Annotated in this window: 9 protein-coding genes and 1 pseudogene; 9 read left to right on the top strand and 1 reads right to left on the bottom strand. The window is 70.1% G+C overall.

Translation table 11 applies throughout. The features are described 5' to 3' along the window. The first annotated feature begins 125 nt into the window (after positions 1-125). The 9 genes and pseudogenes from tkt (at position 126) to ABZ194_RS15180 (ending at position 12,544) form a co-directional block, all read left to right on the top strand. Positions 126-2,159 carry a transketolase gene (gene tkt, locus ABZ194_RS15220; protein ID WP_355596521.1) on the top strand — a complete coding sequence of 678 codons (2,034 nt, stop codon included), beginning with the start codon at positions 126-128 and terminating at the stop codon, positions 2,157-2,159. Between the two features lie 2 nt (positions 2,160-2,161). Further along, positions 2,162-3,265: a transaldolase gene (tal, locus tag ABZ194_RS15215; RefSeq protein WP_355596412.1), complete on the top strand. Its 1,104-nt coding sequence runs from the start codon at positions 2,162-2,164 to the stop codon at positions 3,263-3,265. 5 nt (positions 3,266-3,270) lie between these two features. Next, positions 3,271-4,905, top strand: coding sequence for a glucose-6-phosphate isomerase (locus ABZ194_RS15210; RefSeq protein WP_355596410.1), 1,635 nt, complete (start codon positions 3,271-3,273; stop codon positions 4,903-4,905). Beyond that, the gene (gene zwf / locus ABZ194_RS15205; RefSeq protein WP_355596408.1) at positions 4,906-6,573 is read left to right on the top strand and encodes a glucose-6-phosphate dehydrogenase; all 1,668 of its coding nucleotides are present in this window, start codon (positions 4,906-4,908) and stop codon (positions 6,571-6,573) included. Next, positions 6,574-7,485 carry a glucose-6-phosphate dehydrogenase assembly protein OpcA gene (locus ABZ194_RS15200; protein WP_355596406.1) on the top strand — a complete coding sequence of 304 codons (912 nt, stop codon included), beginning with the start codon at positions 6,574-6,576 and terminating at the stop codon, positions 7,483-7,485. A gap of 95 nt (positions 7,486-7,580) precedes the next feature. Next, positions 7,581-8,354, top strand: a complete 774-nt coding sequence (gene pgl, locus ABZ194_RS15195) for a 6-phosphogluconolactonase (RefSeq protein ID WP_355596403.1) — start codon at positions 7,581-7,583, stop codon at positions 8,352-8,354. A gap of 175 nt (positions 8,355-8,529) precedes the next feature. After that, positions 8,530-8,973: pseudogene (locus ABZ194_RS15190) on the top strand (Clp protease N-terminal domain-containing protein); the annotation flags it as partial. Between the two features lie 388 nt (positions 8,974-9,361). Then, complete coding sequence (locus ABZ194_RS15185; RefSeq protein WP_355596401.1) at positions 9,362-10,762, top strand: FAD-binding oxidoreductase; 1,401 nt, start codon at positions 9,362-9,364, stop codon at positions 10,760-10,762. 168 nt (positions 10,763-10,930) lie between these two features. Next, positions 10,931-12,544 carry an amidohydrolase gene (locus tag ABZ194_RS15180; RefSeq protein ID WP_355596399.1) on the top strand — a complete coding sequence of 538 codons (1,614 nt, stop codon included), beginning with the start codon at positions 10,931-10,933 and terminating at the stop codon, positions 12,542-12,544. A gap of 85 nt (positions 12,545-12,629) precedes the next feature. Here ABZ194_RS15180 and ABZ194_RS15175 read toward each other — a convergent pair whose 3' ends face one another. Further along, positions 12,630-18,020 carry a hypothetical protein gene (locus ABZ194_RS15175; RefSeq protein ID WP_355596397.1) on the bottom strand — a complete coding sequence of 1,797 codons (5,391 nt, stop codon included), beginning with the start codon at positions 18,018-18,020 and terminating at the stop codon, positions 12,630-12,632. Positions 18,021-18,027 lie beyond the last annotated feature (7 nt).

Here is an 18,027-nt window from a genome sequence, read left to right as displayed (position 1 = left end):
GCCAAACCGGCGCCACCATCACACGACTAGATCCGGAGATCGAGCACTTGAGCAGCGAACTCGTGCCAGCCCTCGAATGGAGCGACCTCGACCGTCGGGCGGTCGACGCCGTGCGGGCACTGGCAATGGACGCGGTAGAGAAGGCGGGGTCGGGTCACCCCGGCACCGCGATGAGCCTGGCGCCGGCCGCCTATCTGCTTTTTCAGCGAATGTTGCGCCACGACCCGTCCGACCCCTCGTGGGTGGGCCGGGATAGGTTCGTCCTTTCGGCCGGGCACACCAGCCTGACCCTCTACATCCAGCTCTTCCTGTCGGGGTACGGCCTGTCGCTGGACGACCTGAAGAGCCTGCGCCAGTGGGACAGCCTGACACCCGGGCACCCCGAGCACGGCCACACCGCCGGTGTCGAGACCACCACCGGCCCGCTCGGGCAGGGCCTCGGCAACGCGGTCGGCATGGCCATGGCCGCCCGCCGCGAGCGCGGGCTGTTCGACCCCGAGGCCGCCCAGGGCACCAGCCCCTTCGACCACACGATCTGGTGCATCGCCTCCGAGGGCGACATCGAGGAGGGCATCAGCCACGAGGTCAGCGCCCTGGCCGGCCACCAGAGGCTGGGCAACCTGGTCGTCGTCTTCGACAGCAACCACATCTCGATCGAGGACGACACCCAGATCGCGCTGAGCGAGGACATCACCAAGCGCTACGAGGCGTACGGCTGGCACGTCCAGACCGTCGACTGGACCCGCGACGGTGAGTACGCCGAGGACGTCGAGGCGCTGCACCAGGCCATGGAGGCCGCCCGCGCCGAGACCGGCAGGCCCTCGTTCATCCGCCTGCGCACCGTCATCGGCTGGCCCGCGCCGAACAAGCAGAACACCGGCAAGATCCACGGCTCGGCCCTGGGCGCCGACGAGGTGGCCGCCACCAAGGTGGCCATGGGCCAGGACCCGGCCAAGACCTTCGACGTCCCCGCCGAGGTGCTGGAGCACGCCCGCGGCGTCGTGGAGCGCTCGCGCGCCGCCCGCGCCGAGTGGGACAAGGCCTTCGCGAGCTGGCGCGCCGCCAACCCCGAGCGCGCCGCGGAGTTCGACCGCATCTCCGTCCGGCTCCTGCCGCCCGGCTGGACCGAGGCGCTGCCGGCCTTCGAGCCGGGCTCCTCCATGGCCACCCGCAAGGCCTCCGGCGAGGTGCTCAACAGCCTGGCGCCCGTGCTGCCCGAGCTGTGGGGCGGCTCGGCCGACCTGGCCGAGTCCAACAACACCACGATGAAGGGCGAGCCGTCCTTCATCCCCGAGGAGTACCAGACCAAGGAGTTCCCCGGGAACCGCTACGGCCGAACTCTGCACTTCGGCATCCGCGAGCACGGCATGGGCGCCATACTCAACGGCATCGCACTGCACAACGGCACCCGCCCCTACGGCGGCACGTTCCTGGTCTTCAGCGACTACATGCGCCCCGCCGTACGGCTCGCGGCGCTGATGAGGCTGCCGGTCACCTACGTGTGGACCCACGACTCCATCGGCCTGGGCGAGGACGGCCCGACCCACCAGCCGGTCGAGCACCTGTGGGCGCTGCGCGCCATCCCGGGCCTGGACGTGGTGCGCCCGGCCGACGCCAACGAGACGGCCGCCGCGTGGCGGACCGTGCTTGAGCACACCGACCGCCCGGCCGCGCTGGCGCTGACCCGGCAGAACGTCCCGGTCTACGAGGGCACGGGGGACGCGGCGAAGGTCGCCCGCGGCGCCTACGTCCTGCGGGACGCCTCCACCGGGCAGCCCGAGGTCATCCTGATCGGCACCGGCTCCGAGGTTCAGCTGGCCGTCGAGGCCCGCCGCCTGCTGGAGGAGGAGGGCATCCCGACCCGGGTCGTGTCGATGCCGTGCGTGGAGTGGTTCCACGCCCAGGACACCGCCTACCGGCAGACGGTGCTGCCCTCCGCGGTCCGAGCGCGGGTCGCCGTGGAGGCGGGAATCGCACTGGGCTGGCGGGAGTTCGTAGGAGATGACGGGGAGGTCGTAAGCCTGGAACACTTCGGTGCCTCAGCCCCTTACCAGACCCTTTTCGACCAGTTCGGCCTCACCGCCGAGCGGGTGGCCACCGCCGCCAGGGCGAGCCTCGCCCGGACCGGGGCCGACAAGGGCGAGACGACGGGAAACTGATCATGAGTGAGATCCTGAAAAGTCTTTCCAGTCAGGGCGTCTCCATATGGCTGGACGACATCAGCCGGGAGCGCCTGCGCAGTGGAAACCTGGAGACGCTGATCCGCGGCAGGCACGTGGTCGGCGTGACCTCCAACCCGACCATCTTCGCCTCGGCGCTGAGCAAGGGCGACGCCTACCAGGCGCAGCTCCACGACCTGGCCGTGCGCCAGGTGGGGGTCGAGGAGGCGGTGCGCGCCATCACCACCTACGACATCCGCTGGGCCGCCGACGTGCTCAGACCGGTCTACGAGGCCACCGGCGGCGTGGACGGCCGGGTCTCGATCGAGGTGGACCCGCGTCTGGCCGGGAGCACCGACAAAACCGTCGCCGAGGCGCGCGCGCTGTGGTGGATGGTCGACCGGCCCAACCTGTTCATCAAGATCCCCGCCACGGTCGAGGGCCTGTCCGCGATCACCCAGGCGATCTCCGAGGGCATCAGCGTCAACGTCACACTGATCTTCTCCCTGGAGCGCTACCGCGCCGTGATGGACGCCTGGCTGACGGGCCTGGAGCGGGCGAGGGCCGCCGGGCTGAACCTGGCCGGCATCGAGTCGGTGGCCTCCTTCTTCGTCAGCCGGGTGGACACCGAGATCGACAGGCGGCTGGACGAGATCGGCACCCCCGAGGCCGTGGCGCTCAAGGGCAAGGCCGCGATCGCCAACGCCCGCCTCGCCTTCGCCGCCTACGAGGACATGGTCGACTCCCCGCGCTGGCAGGCGCTGAGCGCGGCCGGAGCCCGCCCGCAGCGCCCGCTGTGGGCCTCCACCGGCACCAAGGACCCGAGCTACCCCGACACCCTCTACGTGGACGAACTGGTCACGGCCGGCACGGTCAACACGATGCCGGAGAAGACCCTCGACGCCACAGCCGACCACGGCCGCCTCACCGGCGACACCGTCCGGCCCCGCTACGAGGAGGCCTGGAACACCATGGCCGCCCTCAAGGAGGCCGGCATCGACTACGACGACGTGGTGCGGGTCCTGGAGGAGGAGGGCGTGCAGAAGTTCGAGGCCTCCTGGAACGAACTGCTGGCCACCGTCTCCTCCGAGCTACGGAAGGCGTGAACCGCATGTCGGTGTCCGTGACGTTCGGCGAGGAGGGAACCGCCGGGCAGGCCGCGGAGACGGCCGCGCGGCTCGCCTCCGAGGGGGTTCCCGAGGCCCTGGCAGGCGGCGACCCCACCCTGTGGGGCCCGGAGGCCGAGCCCGAGGCCGCGATCCGCCTCGGCTGGCTCACCCTCCCGCTGACCAGCAGGGAGCTGCTGCCGGAGATCGGGAGGCTGGTGGAGCGGGCACGGGCCGAGGGACTGGACCACGTGGTCCTGGCGGGCATGGGCGGCTCCTCGCTCGCCCCCGAGGTCATCACCGCCACCGCCGACGTCCCGCTGACCGTGCTCGACACCACCGACCCCGCCCAGGTGCGCCGGGCGCTGGACGACCGGCTGGACCGCACGATCCTGGTGGTCGCCAGCAAGAGCGGCGGCACGGTGGAGACCGACAGTCACCGGCGGATCTATGAGAAGGCGTTCCGCGACGCGGGGATCGACCCGGCCGGCCGGATCGTCGTGGTCACCGACCCCGGCTCCCCGCTGGAACGGCTGGCGGCCGAGGCCGGCTACCCGGTGATCCTGGCCGACCCCGGTGTGGGCGGCCGCTACAGCGCCCTGTCGGCGTTCGGCCTGGTGCCCAGCGCGCTGGCCGGAGCCGACGTGGAGAGGCTGCTCGACGACGCCGCCGCCGTACGGCCCCTGCTGGCACGGGCCGAGGGCAACCCGGGCCTGGAGCTGGGCGCCGCCCTGGGCGCCGCCGCGCTCTCCGGGCGCGACAAGCTCATCCTGGAGGACGGCCTCTCGGAGATCAACGGCCTGCCCGACTGGATCGAGCAGCTGATCGCCGAGTCCACCGGCAAGGACGGCAAGGGCATCCTGCCGGTCGTCGGCGCCGACCCCGGCGACGCCGGCGACGAACTGGTCGCCGGGATCGACTCCGACGGCGCGCTGACCGTCGGCGGCCCGCTGGGCGGGCAGTTCCTCGTGTGGGAGTACGCCACCGCGGTCGCGGGGCGGGTGCTCGGCATCGACCCCTTCAACCAGCCGAACGTGGCCGAGTCCAAGGAGAACACCGCCAGGCTGCTGGCCGTGGAGGAGCTGCCCACCGGCACGCCGATCCTGGTCGACGGCCCGGTCGAGGTGTACGGCGAGCCGGGTGGCGGCCGGGCCCCCAAGGACCTGTCGGAGGTCCTCACCCGGCTGCTGGAGTCCGTCCCCTCGCGCGGCTACCTCGCGGTCATGGCCTATCTCGACCGGGACGCGGCGTTCGACGTCCCCGGCCCTGACCTTGAGGGGGCGTCGTTCGAGCAGATGACCGAGGCCTGGAGGGCGGCCGACCCGGCCACGCTGCGCGCGGAGCTCGCGGCGCGGACCGACCGGCCGGTCACCTTCGGATGGGGCCCGCGGTTCCTGCACTCCACCGGTCAATATCACAAGGGCGGTCCACAGAACGGCGTGTTCCTGCTGATCACGGGAGCGGTCGAGGACGACGTCGAGGTGCCGGGCAAGCCGTACACCCTGGGCCGGCTCCAGCTGGCGCAGGCCCTGGGAGACCAGGACGCGCTGGCCGGGCGGGGACGTCCCACCGTACGACTGCACCTGACCGATCGGGTCGCCGGGGTCACACGTCTGCTTGAGGCCGCGCGGGAGGTCTGAATGAGCGATCAGCGATCCGAGACGCACACCGTGGACCCTCACCCCGAAGGCGGGCGTGACGGGCACCGGAGCGGCGACGGGACGCGCGCCGACGAGTCGGCGGCGGCGGCCTCGGCCGTCGCGACCGCGGCCACCACCGAGGAGGTGGTGGCCGCCAACCCGCTGCGCGATCCGCGGGACAAGCGGCTGCCGCGTGTGGCGGGGCCGTGCGTGCTGGTGCTGTTCGGCGTGACGGGCGACCTGGCCCGCAAGAAGCTGTTGCCGGCGATCTACGACCTGGCCAACCGGGGGCTGCTGCCCCCGGGGTTCTCCCTGGTCGGCTTCGCCCGCCGCGACTGGCAGGACCAGGATTTCGCGCAGGTCACCCATGACGCCGTCAAGGAGTACGCGCGGACGCCGTTTCGCGAGGAGGTCTGGAAGCAGCTGTCGGAGGGCATCTTCTTCTGTCCGGGCGAGTTCACCGACGACGGCGCGTTCGACGCGCTGGCCGCCATGCTCAAGGAGATCGACCAGAACCGGGGCACCGGCGGCAACTACTGCTTCTACCTGTCGGTGCCGCCGAAGTTCTTCCCGGTCGTGGTCGAGCAGCTCAAGCGGACCAACCTGTCGGGCGGCCCCGAGGGCTCCTGGCGCCGGGTGGTGATCGAGAAGCCCTTCGGGCGCGACCTGAAGAGCGCCCAGGAGCTTAACGCGATCACCAGCGCGGTCTTCCCGGAGAGCTCGGTCTTCCGCATCGACCACTATCTGGGCAAGGAGACCGTCCAGAACATCCTGGCGCTGCGGTTCGCCAACAACCTGTTCGAACCGATCTGGAACCGGAGCTACGTCGACCACGTCCAGATCACGATGGCCGAGGACATCGGCATCGGCGGGCGGGCGGGATACTACGACGGCATCGGCGCGGCCCGCGACGTGATCCAGAACCACCTGCTCCAGCTGCTGGCGCTGGTGGCCATGGAGGACCCCACCTCCTTCGAGGCCAACTCGCTGCGCCGGGAGAAGGAGAAGGTCCTCAAGGCGGTGCAGCTGCCGGCGGACCTGGAGCTCTCCACCGCCCGCGGCCGCTACGGACAGGGCTGGCAGGGCGGCGAGCCGGTCATCGGCTACACCCAGGAGGACGGCATCTCACCGGACTCCACCACCGAGACCTACGCCGCCGTCAAGCTGGAGATCGCCAACCGGCGCTGGGCGGGGGTCCCGTTCTACCTCCGCACCGGCAAACGGCTGAGCCGCCGGGTGACCGAGGTCGCCGTGATGTTCCAGCGCGCGCCACACCTGCCGTTCAGCAAGGACGACACCGAAATACTGGGACAGAACGCCCTGGTCATCCGGGTCCAGCCGGACGAGGGGATCACCGTGCTCTTCGGCTCCAAGGTGCCCGGCACCGCGATGGAGGTCAGGAACGTCTCGATGGACTTCGCCTACGGCGAGTCGTTCATGGAGTCCTCCCCGGAGGCCTACGAGCGGCTGCTGCTGGACGTGCTGATCGGTGACCCACCGCTCTTCCCGCACCAGCGCGAGGTCGAGCTGTCATGGAAGATCCTCGACCCGATCGAGGAGTTCTGGGCCACCCAGGGCCCACCGGAGGAGTATCCGGCGGGCACCTGGGGCCCGGTCTCGGCCGACGAGATGATGGACCGCGACGGACGCGCCTGGAGGAGGCTTTAGATGACGAGCTTCATGCTCACCGGCACGAACGCGTCGAAGATCTCCTCCCAGCTCACCCAGCTCCGGCACCAGATGGGCACCCCGGCGGTCGGCATGGTGCTGACCCTGGTGATCGTCTCCGACGAGAGCAACCAGTACGACGCGGTCCGGGCGGCGACCGAGGCGGCCAGGGAGCATCCCTCCCGGATCCTCGTCGTCATCCCGCGCGACCCGCAGGAGCCGAACCGCCTCGACGCCGAGATCCGGTTCGGCGAGTCCACCCCGGGCGAGGTGATCCTGCTCCGCCTGTACGGCCGGCTCACCGAGCACGCCGACTCGGTGATCAGTCCGCTGCTGCTCACCGACACCCCGGTGGTGGTCTGGTGGCCGGGCGACTGCCCGGACAGGCCCGCCGCGGACTCCGTCGGCATGCTCGCCCAGCGCCGCATCGTCGACGCGCGCTCGGCGGCCGACTCGGTGAAGGCGATCACCAGCCGGATCCGCGGCTACGTGCCCGGCGACACCGACCTGGCCTGGACCCGGCTGACGTCGTGGCGGAGCCTGCTGGCCGCCGCGTTCGACCAGCCGGCGGGCAAGGTCAGAAGGGGCGTGGTGGAGGCCGTGCCGGGTCACGCCAGTGCCCTGCTGCTGGCGGCCTGGCTGGGCGAGCGCCTCGGCGCCCCGATAAAGGTCGTCGAGTCCGCCGGTCCCGGCCTGACCGCCGTCAAACTGTCCACCGTCGACGGCGACGTCTCCATCACCCGCACCGACGCCCATCTGGCCACGCTGTCGCGCCCCGGCCAGCCGGACCGCCGGGTGGCACTGACCCGGCGCCCGATGTCGGAGCTCCTCTCGGAGGAACTGCGCCGCCTGGACCCCGACGAGATCTACGAGGCGGCGATCCGGCGGATCTCCAGGACCCACAGGGCCTGACCCGTGCCAGACGCCCCGCGGTCCGCCGCGGGGCGCTCCGCCCGTCGCCGGACTCGTCCGAGAACTCATCGCACGACCGTTGAGAGAGAGGCCCCGTGAGCGTTCCCACTGTGATCGTCCACCGCGACGCCGACGTGCTCGCCAAGGCCGCCGCCGCCAGGGTGATCACCCGAGCCGTCGACGCCCAGTCGGGCAAGGGCTCGGCCTCGCTGGTGCTGACCGGCGGCGGCGTCGGCGTCGCCACCCTGGCCGAGGTCGCCGCCAGCCCCGCCCGCGACGCGGTCGACTGGCGGAACCTGGACATCTGGTGGGGGGATGAGCGCTTCCTGCCCTCCGGCCACCCCGAACGCAACGAGACCGGTGCCCGCGGTGCCCTGCTCGACCACGTCGAGGTGGATCCCGCCCGCGTCCACGCGATGCGCGGCCCCGACTCGGGCATGACCGCCGAGGAGTCGGCCGACGCCTACGCCGAGGAGCTCCGCCGGGCCTCACGCCCCGAGGACCACAGCCCGGCCCCCTCGTTCGACGTCCTGATGCTCGGCATGGGCCCGGACGGCCACGTGGCGTCGCTCTTCCCCGGCATGCCGGCGCTCTACGACACGCGCCCGGTGGCCGCGGTACACGGCGCCCCCAAGCCGCCGCCCACCCGGATCACCCTGACGCTGCCGATCATCCAGAACGCGCGCGAGGTGTGGGTGATCGCCGCCGGGGAGGAGAAGGCCGGGGCCGTACGGCTGGCCCTGTCGGGCTCCGGGCCGATGCAGGTCCCGGCGGCGGGCGCCCGAGGCCGCCAGCGGACGCTGTTCCTGCTGGACAAGGCCGCCGCCTCCAAGATCCCCCCCGCGCTGAGCCGCATCTCCTCGCCCTGATCCCCCGTTTTCCGAAAAGCCCGGTGAACAGCGGCCCCGTTCACCGGGCTTTCCGAGTAGGGCGTTGAGGGTGTTGCGGGCTTAACGGGATTCCATATCGAATATCCCTCCCCCTTACCCAGCAACCTGTCGCATAGTGGGTTCAAGCACCTCGACACCCCTCATGGAGGCCCCCGTGTTCGAGCGCTTCACCGACCCTGCCCGCCGCGTCGTGGTCCTGGCCCAGGAGGAGGCGCGGCGGCTCAACCACACCTACATCGGCACCGAACATCTTCTGCTCGGCCTGACCGGCGAGGAGGACGGCATCGCAGGCCGCGTCCTGCGGACCTTCGGCGTCGGCGGCGAGCAGGCGCGCACCGACGTCGAGGAGATCATCGGCCGGGGAGACAAGGCACCGGCAGGCCACATCCCGTTCACCCCGCGGGCCAAGAAGGTGCTGGAGCTGTCCCTGCGGGAGGCGCTCAACCTGCACCACACCTACATCGGCACCGAGCACATCCTGCTCGGCCTGATCCGGGAGGGCCAGGGGGTCGCGACCCAGGTGCTCGTCAAACGAGGCGCGCGGCCGGAAGCCGTACGCGCGCAGGTGGTCACGCTGCTCGGGCGGCGCGGCTCCGACCGCTTCCCGGCCATGGACGAGTCCTACCCGGCGGGGGCGACGTCCCTGGTGAGGCTGGACCGCATCCAGGAGAGCCTGGACCGGATCGAGCGCCGGCTGGACGCCCTGGGCGCGCCACCGGACGCGGCCGCGGACCCGGGCCCGGCGCATCCGGACACAGTGAATCCGGACACAGCGGGCCCGGACACAGTGAATCCGGGTACGGCGGATCCGGGTACGGCGGATCCGGACTCGCGGGGCCCCGCCGCGGCCCCGGGCGGCTGATACGGGGCCGCTACGCGCGGATGAGGTCGCCGTTACATTGAAGAAGATCACCGGCAATGCGATTGCACAACGATTTCCGTTGCGAGGTGCGCTCTAATTAACGGATATAGCAGGATGAGGGGTCATGAACATGCGTGTCCCCCTGGCTGGGGATTTCGTCAACGGAGACGTCTCCTTCTGGTACCGCTCCCTCGGCCTCCCGGCGGCGGGCGAACCCCTCAGTGGCGACCGTGACGCCGACGTGGCGATCGTCGGCGCCGGATACACCGGCCTGTGGACCGCCTACTATCTGAAGAAGGCCGACCCCGGTCTGCGGGTGGTGGTGCTGGAGAAGGAGTTCGCCGGCTACGGCGCCTCCGGGCGCAACGGCGGCTGGCTGGTGGGCGAGCTCGCGGGCACCCCGGAGCGCTACGCGGGAACGCACGGCGTGGACGCGGCCAAGCGGCTGCAGCGGGTGATGTTCGAGACGATCGACGAGGTGGTGACCGTCGCCGAGGCCGAGGGAATCGACGCCGACATCGTCAAGGGCGGCGTCACCACGGTCGCCGTCAACACCGCCCAGGACCGGCGGTTGCACCGGCTGCTCGCCCACGAGCGCCGCTGGGGCTGGACCGAAGAGGACATCCGGCTGCTCGACCCCGCCGAGCGGGAGGGACGCCTGCGGGTGGACGGCGCGGTCAGCGCGATCTGGAGCCCGCACTGCGCCCGGATCCAACCGGCCAAACTGGTCCGCGGTCTGGCCCGGGCCGTACGGGATCTCGGCGTGGAGATCTTCGAGCGCACCCCCGTCACCGAGATCGCCCCGCGCGAGGCCCGCACGCCCTGCGGCACGGTCCGCGCCGACTACGTCATCCGGGCCACCGAGGGCTTCACCGCGGGGCTGAGACAGTACCACCGGGCCTGGCTGCCGATGAACAGCTCAATGATCGTCACCGAGCCGCTGGGCGGCCTGTGGGACGCGATCGGCTGGGAGGGCCGCGAGCTGCTCGGCGACATGGCGCACTACTACATGTACGCCCAGCGCACCGCCGACGGCCGGATCGCGTTCGGCGGGCGCGGCAAGCCCTACCTGTACGGCTCCCGGGTGGACGACCGGGGCCACACCCACGCGTGGACGATCGAGGCGCTGTGGGAGCTGCTGACCGGCATGTTCCCCGCGGTCGGGGGGTCCAGGGTGGCGCACGCCTGGTCCGGGGTGCTCGGCGTGCCCCGCGACTGGTGCGCCACCGTGCACGTCGACCACGCCACCGGCGTCGGCTGGGCCGGCGGCTACACCGGCCACGGGGTGACGACCACCAACCTGGCCGGCCGGACCCTGAGCGATCTGATCCTGCGCGAGGAGACCGAGCTGACCTCGCTGCCGTGGGTGGGCCGCAAGGTGCGAGGCTGGGAGGTGGAGCCGCTGCGGTGGATCGGCGTGCACGCCATGTACGACCTCTACCGCCGCGCCGACGCCAGGGAGAAGGCCGGCCTGGGCCGGACCTCCGTCCTGGCGCGCGTCGCCGACTCCATCACCGGGCGTTGAGCCACCCGCCTCGCGTCCCCGACCCCAGAGGAGAGCCATGACCCAGCCCCCCGACGTCTCCGTGCCCGAACCGGCAGTCGAACCGGCGGCCGTGTCACCCGGCGGCCGGCGTGGCGCACCAACGGTCCACGAGACGTCCCGCGCGACCGGCGTTCCGGCGGTGGCCGGATGAGCGACATCCTGTTCCGGGGCGGGCGGGCGTTCCTGTCCGCCGGCGTCTTCGCCGAGGCGGTGCTGGTCCGCGGCGGCCGGATCGCCGCCGTGGGCGTGGAGTCCGACGTCGTACGGCGGGCGGCCCCCGGCCACGAGACCGTGGACCTCGACGGCGGCCTGCTGATCCCGGGCGTCGTCGACGCCCACCTCCATCCGGTGCAGGCCGGGCTGGAGCGGGCCAGGTGCGACCTGTCGGAGGTCTACGGCCTGCCGGAGTATCTGGGGCGGATCGCCGCCTACGCGGACTCCCACCCCGGTCGCGGATGGATCGACGGCGGAGGCTGGGACATGGCGGCCTTCCCCGGCGGTCTCCCCCACCGCGCGCAGCTCGACTTCCTCGACCGGCCCGCCTACCTCATCCAGCGCGACCACCACGCCGCCTGGGTGAACAGCCGGGCGCTGGAGCTGGCCGGGATCACCCGCGACACCCCCGACCCCGGCGACGGCCGGATCGAGCGCGACGCCGACGGCACGCCGAGTGGCGTGCTGCACGAGGGCGCGATGGACCTGGTGGGCCTGCTCCCCCCGCGCCCCACGGCGCGGGACCTGGCCGACGCGCTGGCCGAGGCCCAGAGCCACCTGTTCTCGCTGGGGATCACCGGCTGGCAGGACGCCATCGTCGGCTCCTACGCGGGCTCCGCGGACCAGCTGCCCACCTACCTCGCGGCGGCGGCCGGGGGAACGCTGAAGGCGCGGGTCGTGGGCGCGCTCTGGTGGGACCGCACGCGCGGCGCCGAGCAGATCCCCGATCTCGTGGAGCGCCGCCGGTCGGCCGAGGGGCTTGACCGGTTCCGCGCCACCTCGGTGAAGATCATGCAGGATGGCATCCCCGAGAACTTCACCGCCGCGGTGATCGAGCCCTACTGCCGCTGCGGCGGCACCGGACTGTCGTATGTGGAACCCGCGCTGCTGAGGGAGTGTGTCGCCGAGCTGGACCGGCACGGCTTCCAGGTGCACTTCCACGCGATCGGCGAGCGCGCGGTCCGGGAGGCGCTGAACAGCTTCGAGGGGACCGATCCGGCCAACCGGCACCACATCGCGCACCTGCAGATCGTCGAGCCGTCCGACGTGCCGCGCTTCGCCGCCCTCGGCGTGACCGCCAACCTGCAGCCGCTCTGGGCCACCCACAATGCCCAGATGGACGAGCTGGCGATCCCGTTCCTGGGCGAGGAGCGCTCGCGCTGGCAGTATCCGTTCGCCGACCTGCGAAACGCCGGTACCCGGTTCTGCGCGGGCAGCGACTGGCCGGTCTCCGACGCCGACCCGATCCAGGGCATGCACGTGGCGGTCAACCGCACCGAACCGGGCGGCTCGGTCCACGCGGGCTACCCCACGGCGCAGACCCCGTTCCTGCCCGGCCAGAGCCTGGACCTGGCCGTCGCGCTGACCGCCTACACCGCAGGCTCCGCCTGGATCAACCACGACGACGAGGCCGGAACCATCACCCCCGGCAACCGCGCCGACCTGGTGGTGCTCGACCGCGACCCGTTCGCCGAGCCCGCCTCCGACATCTGGCGGACCAGGGTCGCGATGACCTTCGTCGGCGGCGACCAGGTCTACCGCCGCTGACCTCCGCCAAAGCCCCCCGCGCGCTCCACGCGGACGAGGAGAATCTCTTTGACGGAGATCTCCGGAAAGGAAAGGCCTCATCCGGTCAGTCGACCGCGGTCTTGGTCCCTCCACCATGACGTGTGACCCGCGGGCGCAGTCGCACCTTGACCGCGCCTCGGGTGAACGCGGCGTCGGTCGCCTTGCTGGACCATATATACGCCTCCCCCGGTGTCAGGTTCGCCATCTTGGAAGAAGTCAGTTCGACCAGCGAGGCATTCGCCTTCTGCAGATGCCTGAGCCAGGCGGGCGATGTGAACTTGTGAAGGATCACATGATTGGAGAGCTCGATCAACGAGATCGGGACGGAGGGCGGGTCCTGGCTGGCGACCAGAACGGTCATTCCCTTGTGCCGCATCTCACGGACGCTCTCCACCAGACCCGCCACCAGGTCGGGGCTCTCGATGTATTTATGAGCCTCATCGAACACAACCAGCTTGTTGAATCGCCTGTCCTCGCCCTGGGCCTCGGCGAACAACTGCATGAGAACCACGAAAAGACCGAGGGCCTCATCCTTCTCGATGAACTCGTCCCGCAGGTCAACAATGATCATTCGTCCGGGCCGGACTAGTTGTTTCACCCGCGCACTGTCATCAATGTATTCAGCGGCCAGCTTGAGCCGCTCCAGGGCGAGCTGCTTGAGATTGTCCGAGAGCGCGGACTGCTCGACCCCCTCACGGATGACCTCCAGCCTCAGGTCCTTACGGTTCGCCTTCATGATCCGCTGAAGTTGGCGGATGTAGGTGGACTGGTTACCGATCGCTCCCATGAGGAAGCGCCAATGCTCGGCGCGCAGTTCGCCGGAGCCGAACTTCAGCGGAAGAACGTGAATGTTCGGATACTCGGTGCGCCGCCGCTCCAGTTGATCCTCGGGGACCAGCATCACCACATCGGTCAACGCCGCAGGTTCGACGCCGTAGCGCTGACGTAGCGTCTCGATCTGAGCCGCGTCATCGTTCGGCCCGACCATGCTGGTGAACTCCGGCGCGTAGTCCAGCGTCGGGCTGTAGTGGAAGACGATCGTGGCCAGTGGACTCGGCAGCTCGTTGACAGGAGGTGCCGGCAACGAGGCGGCCTCGATGATCGTGCCGAGCGTGTAGCTCTTGCCGCCGCCCTGCACCCCGAACAAGCTGATCGTATGGGTCTCGTTGAGGTCGAGCGCGATGCGTCGTCCCGCGACCTCGCCGAGGATCCCATACTGCGGCGACGGCTTGGCCGACCCCAGGTAGACATCGGGAGGCGAACTCGAACCTGTGGGAGAAGACTGGGCCGTTCCGGCTTCCTTGAGCACCGGCCCGGGCCGGGCCGGCTCCTCCCTCTCGGGAATCTCGGGCTGGGGGATGGGGGATTCCGCCGGAGGTACGGATACCTCCACCGGCACCCGCCCCTGTTCTTCGGGCTCATCATCGATGCCTTCAGCGGCGTTCTCCTCTTCGGGCACCTCATGCGGACGGGCCGGAGCCCGGAAGGCGGCGTCCGCGAGCCTCGGGAGGGTGAGGTCGAGCCGCTCCAGGGACTCCGAGGTGAGACTCGCGGCGGTCCGTCCAGCGCTCAGGATCGCATCCGTGGGGATGGCCTCGATGAGTTCCTCGGCGAGCTCGCGTCCGATCCGATGGAACTCGATACCTCCCTCGGATTCGCTCGATATGCCCTTCCCACCGAGATCGAAGACGAGTCCGGTCCGGGTGAACTCCAGCCGGTAACCACGATCGAGCTGTGCCAGCAGCCACCCGGCCTCGTCGGCGGCGTCCGCCCGCATGGTCTGATAGCGAACGGCTCGGCCGAGGTAGAGGCGCAGCAGAGCGGCCAGATCGGCGTTCCGTACCACTCGGTCCGGGCGGTCGGGTTGGGTGCGGTTCGGATCGAAGTGCTCACCCAGGACCTTCGCGCTCTGGTCCAGCTGAACCGTCATGCGGTCTTTGAGCTCTTGGTAGGCGGACAGATTGCCCAGCGAGCTGTAACACTTGACCTCGACCAGTCGGCAGGTGATCGTGCGCCGCCGGGCGTCGAGGCCGAACAGGGCCAGATCGGTGCGTTGGAGCCCGACGGCCTCCCCCACCTCGTCGGCGCGTTTACGGGCCTCGCGGTACAACTCCAGATGCGCGTCAAGCGGGACGAGGATCTGATCGGCCAGAACCCCCTGGTAGTCAAGGTAGAGACGAGCCAGCGCCAGGCCGAGAACCTCGGTGCGCTGGGTGGGAACAGCGGAGGCGAGTTTGAACGCCAGACGTCCGGACAGCAGGCGCAACTGGTCGAAGAAGGTGGCGGTGTGCCGGGAGTGTATCTGGAAGCCATGCTGTGCGATCACCGGGGAGAGCAGGGATCTCAGCTCGTCGGCCGACCGAGAGCTGATCACTATGTGATGGCCCAGCCCCTCGGCACCGTCGGCGTCGAAGTCGATGATGTAGTCGGGGCGCCGTTCGCTTCCCGGACTGTCGAAATACTCCACCCCCAACGTCCTGTCGGCAGTGATCACCCAGTCGCTGGATCGGTGAGCCTGATGGAGAAGGGTGCCGTCCTCCACGTCGAGGCTGAGAGTGATCCTCGGCGTGAGACGTGTTCCCACCTGGCCCGTGGTCACGGCCGAAGCGGCGGCCGAGATCGTTGAGGGCAGGGAGGAGAGAAGATCGGAGAGCTCTTCGGCCCCCCTGATCGGATGGGCCCGGCCATGGCGGGGCTGCTTGTGCCAGGCGACGAGATCCTCGTCTTCGACGTAGGTGACGACCATGTCCTGCTGGAGTCCGTGGACCTGGGCGAACCCATGATTCTCTTCGGGAACGGCGTCGAACCGCTCACCGCTGAACGCGTCGAAGAGAAGGGTGATGTGGGCGAAGTGCTCGCCGTCGGCGGAACGGAACTCACCCATGGGACGTACGGCCACCGACAGTTTGGGAATGATCCCCGAGGCCGCACGCGTGTGGAACGGCTCCGCGTCCGCGGCCGAGCTCCACTCGCCCTGTAGCAGCTGGGCCAGAGCCTCTCCGTTGCCGGGGGCCTCGGGATCTCCGGCGAAGAGCCGGACGTCATAGGTGATCTCCTTCAACCCCTTGCGGCGCTGGAGTTCGACAAGCATGTCCGCGACCTGCTCGGCCCGGCCCGCGTTGACCACGCTGATCACCAACGTGGCGACGTAGGGATGAAGGCGCAGGTATCGCTCGACCCGGTCCGCGAGCCGCTTTCCGGAAATCGACCTGTCGCTCGTCCAGCGTTCCGGCAGGCGGAGCGCAGTGGCGAGGGTTGCGAGCACCCCTTGCGGATCTTCGATGTCGGTGGGAAGGCAGACACCCCAATAGGGGTTGAGATCGCTGCCGGCGATGGCGAGCCTGCCGCCGGATCGAGGCACGACGAGGGGGAAACCGAGCGGGGCCATCCCGGCCAGCGACCGCCCTGCGGCGGCGATCACCGCGGCTCCGTTCTCAGCGGCGTCGGCGAGCCATCGATGCCCCAGCTCCGCCCAGGTGACGAGCCAGAGCAGGCGGAGCGGGTGTGTCGGCGCGACGAGGGTGAGCTCACTTCTCGCGCCACGCGGATCGGTGTAGTCCACGGTGACGCAGTCGACCTGCAGCATCGCCGTAAGCTCACGCAGCAGACCCGCGACCTGATTCTCATCGGCCCGTTCGGTGCGATGAAGGTACTGAGTCAGCAGTTCGCCGTACGCCTCGGCGTAGGCTTGCGCGAAAACGCGGACACCGGCCAGGTCGCAGCCCTCGACGACCATCGCCTCCGTACCGCCGATCGCCCCGAAGACCGCCCGGCGTGCCTGGACGAAGGCGTCGAACGCGTCACCTCCAGCGCCGGACCACGTGGGTTCCTCGCGGGTGACGGCCCCCGGCTGATCGGTGTGGATGGGCAGGCACAGCCGCCCGAGGCGGTCGGGGCTGGCGAGAATCCGCCGTTCCAGCTCGGAGAGCGTGGGGGCGAGTGGAATCTCGATCTGGGCGTGAGCCCCGAACGCGGCCTGGACGACATGGTGTCCGGGACCGTGCTCGCTCTTCCAGGTGACCTTACGGCACACCACGTCTCGCCAGTCCCTGCCCTCCTCCAGGGCCTTGAACTCCAGACGCCGCAGGGCATGGGTGAGGCCGATCTCCCTCGTGACGCGCTGCTGGGGCGGAGCCTCGTCTATCTCGTCGTCGGTGAGAACGAGGAATCGGTCACTTTCGTTGAGATCGTGCACGCCGTCGCGGGAAGGCACCACCGGCAGGGGAATGCCCTCGTCGTCCTGCGGAAGAACCCGGATGTAGTGCCAGCCCTGCTCCAGGTCGGCACCGCGTAGCTTCTTCAGAATCGCCTTGTAGGCGGTTTTGGCGGTCTTGCCGACTCGGACCGTTACCGCCACACCGGTTGGTCCGGCCTCCTCCGACACCAGTTGGACGGTGAACCCGGTCAGGCCGGCGACGCGGCGAGGGTCCGGGGTGACCTCGAACGTGACGGGAAGCTGCGCCAATCCCTGCTTACCGGCGGGGAGGAACAGTTGCCCGGTGAAGTTGGCCAGGACGGGACTGCCCGCATGCTCGGGTCTGTCACCCGCACGAGGAAGGTCAAGGTCACCGACGGTGATGCGCAGGGCCTCGACAGGGCGTTCCTCGCGTAGCGGCCAGTTCTGAAAGGCGAGTTTCCAGTTGGCGCGGTCGACCACGATCCGGCGTGTCCAGGCCCTCGGGCTCTCCAAGCCCGTCTGGACCACGAATTCGGCGAGGCGTGCGCGGAACGGGGGGTCGGTCAGGTTCAGCTCGATGACGCGCTGCCGCTCCGGCCGCTCCGCGCGAGACAGTACCCGCATCTGCTGGAGGTTACGGACAGCACGGGTACGGATCTGCGGGGGGTCGGTGAAGAGCTCGAAATCGGGCACCAAACCCAGCTCGAAGACGGCCGCCCCGGCCGCGGGCGGGTCGAACTCGTTGAGCTGGACCGTGAGGAGATAGCGGGCCCAGGCCTGCGAGTCACCGTACGGCCAGTGCTCCTCGGCCAGGACGTCGAAGAGATCGTCCACACCGCGGCGCAGATTCTCGGGAAGCTCGGCGAGCAGCCGCCCAGCCAGGCTGGAATAGACGTCACCGAGCACGACCTCTTCGAAGGTCGCCACGCCGAAGGAGTCTTCGGCGCTGGCCCGGGTGCCGGGAGGGACGAAGACCAGCAACGGCGGCCGTTGCCGGTCGCCGGCCGGGTTGCGCAGCTCGATCAGCTTGGTGCTGCTGACCGCCACGTCCGGGGAGACATCCGGCGGACCGCCGAGAACATGTACCTGGGCGTCGTTGCTCACGGCGGTGCGTACCCTGCGGCAGAGCCGCTCGGCGAGGGCCGGGCCGATATCGGTGACACGGGCGCAGTGCCCCGGCTCGCGCGCCTCCAGCAGGGAGGACAACCGGGGGGCGAGCACCCGCTCCAGCGCTTCGTCGAGGTCCTGGTCAAGCAGTTCGCGTAGTCCTGCGCTCATCGTGATC

This window comes from Streptosporangium sp. NPDC006007, assembly GCF_040614315.1.
GTDB lineage: Bacteria > Actinomycetota > Actinomycetes > Streptosporangiales > Streptosporangiaceae > Streptosporangium.
This window is presented reverse-complemented; position numbering and strand designations above follow the sequence as displayed.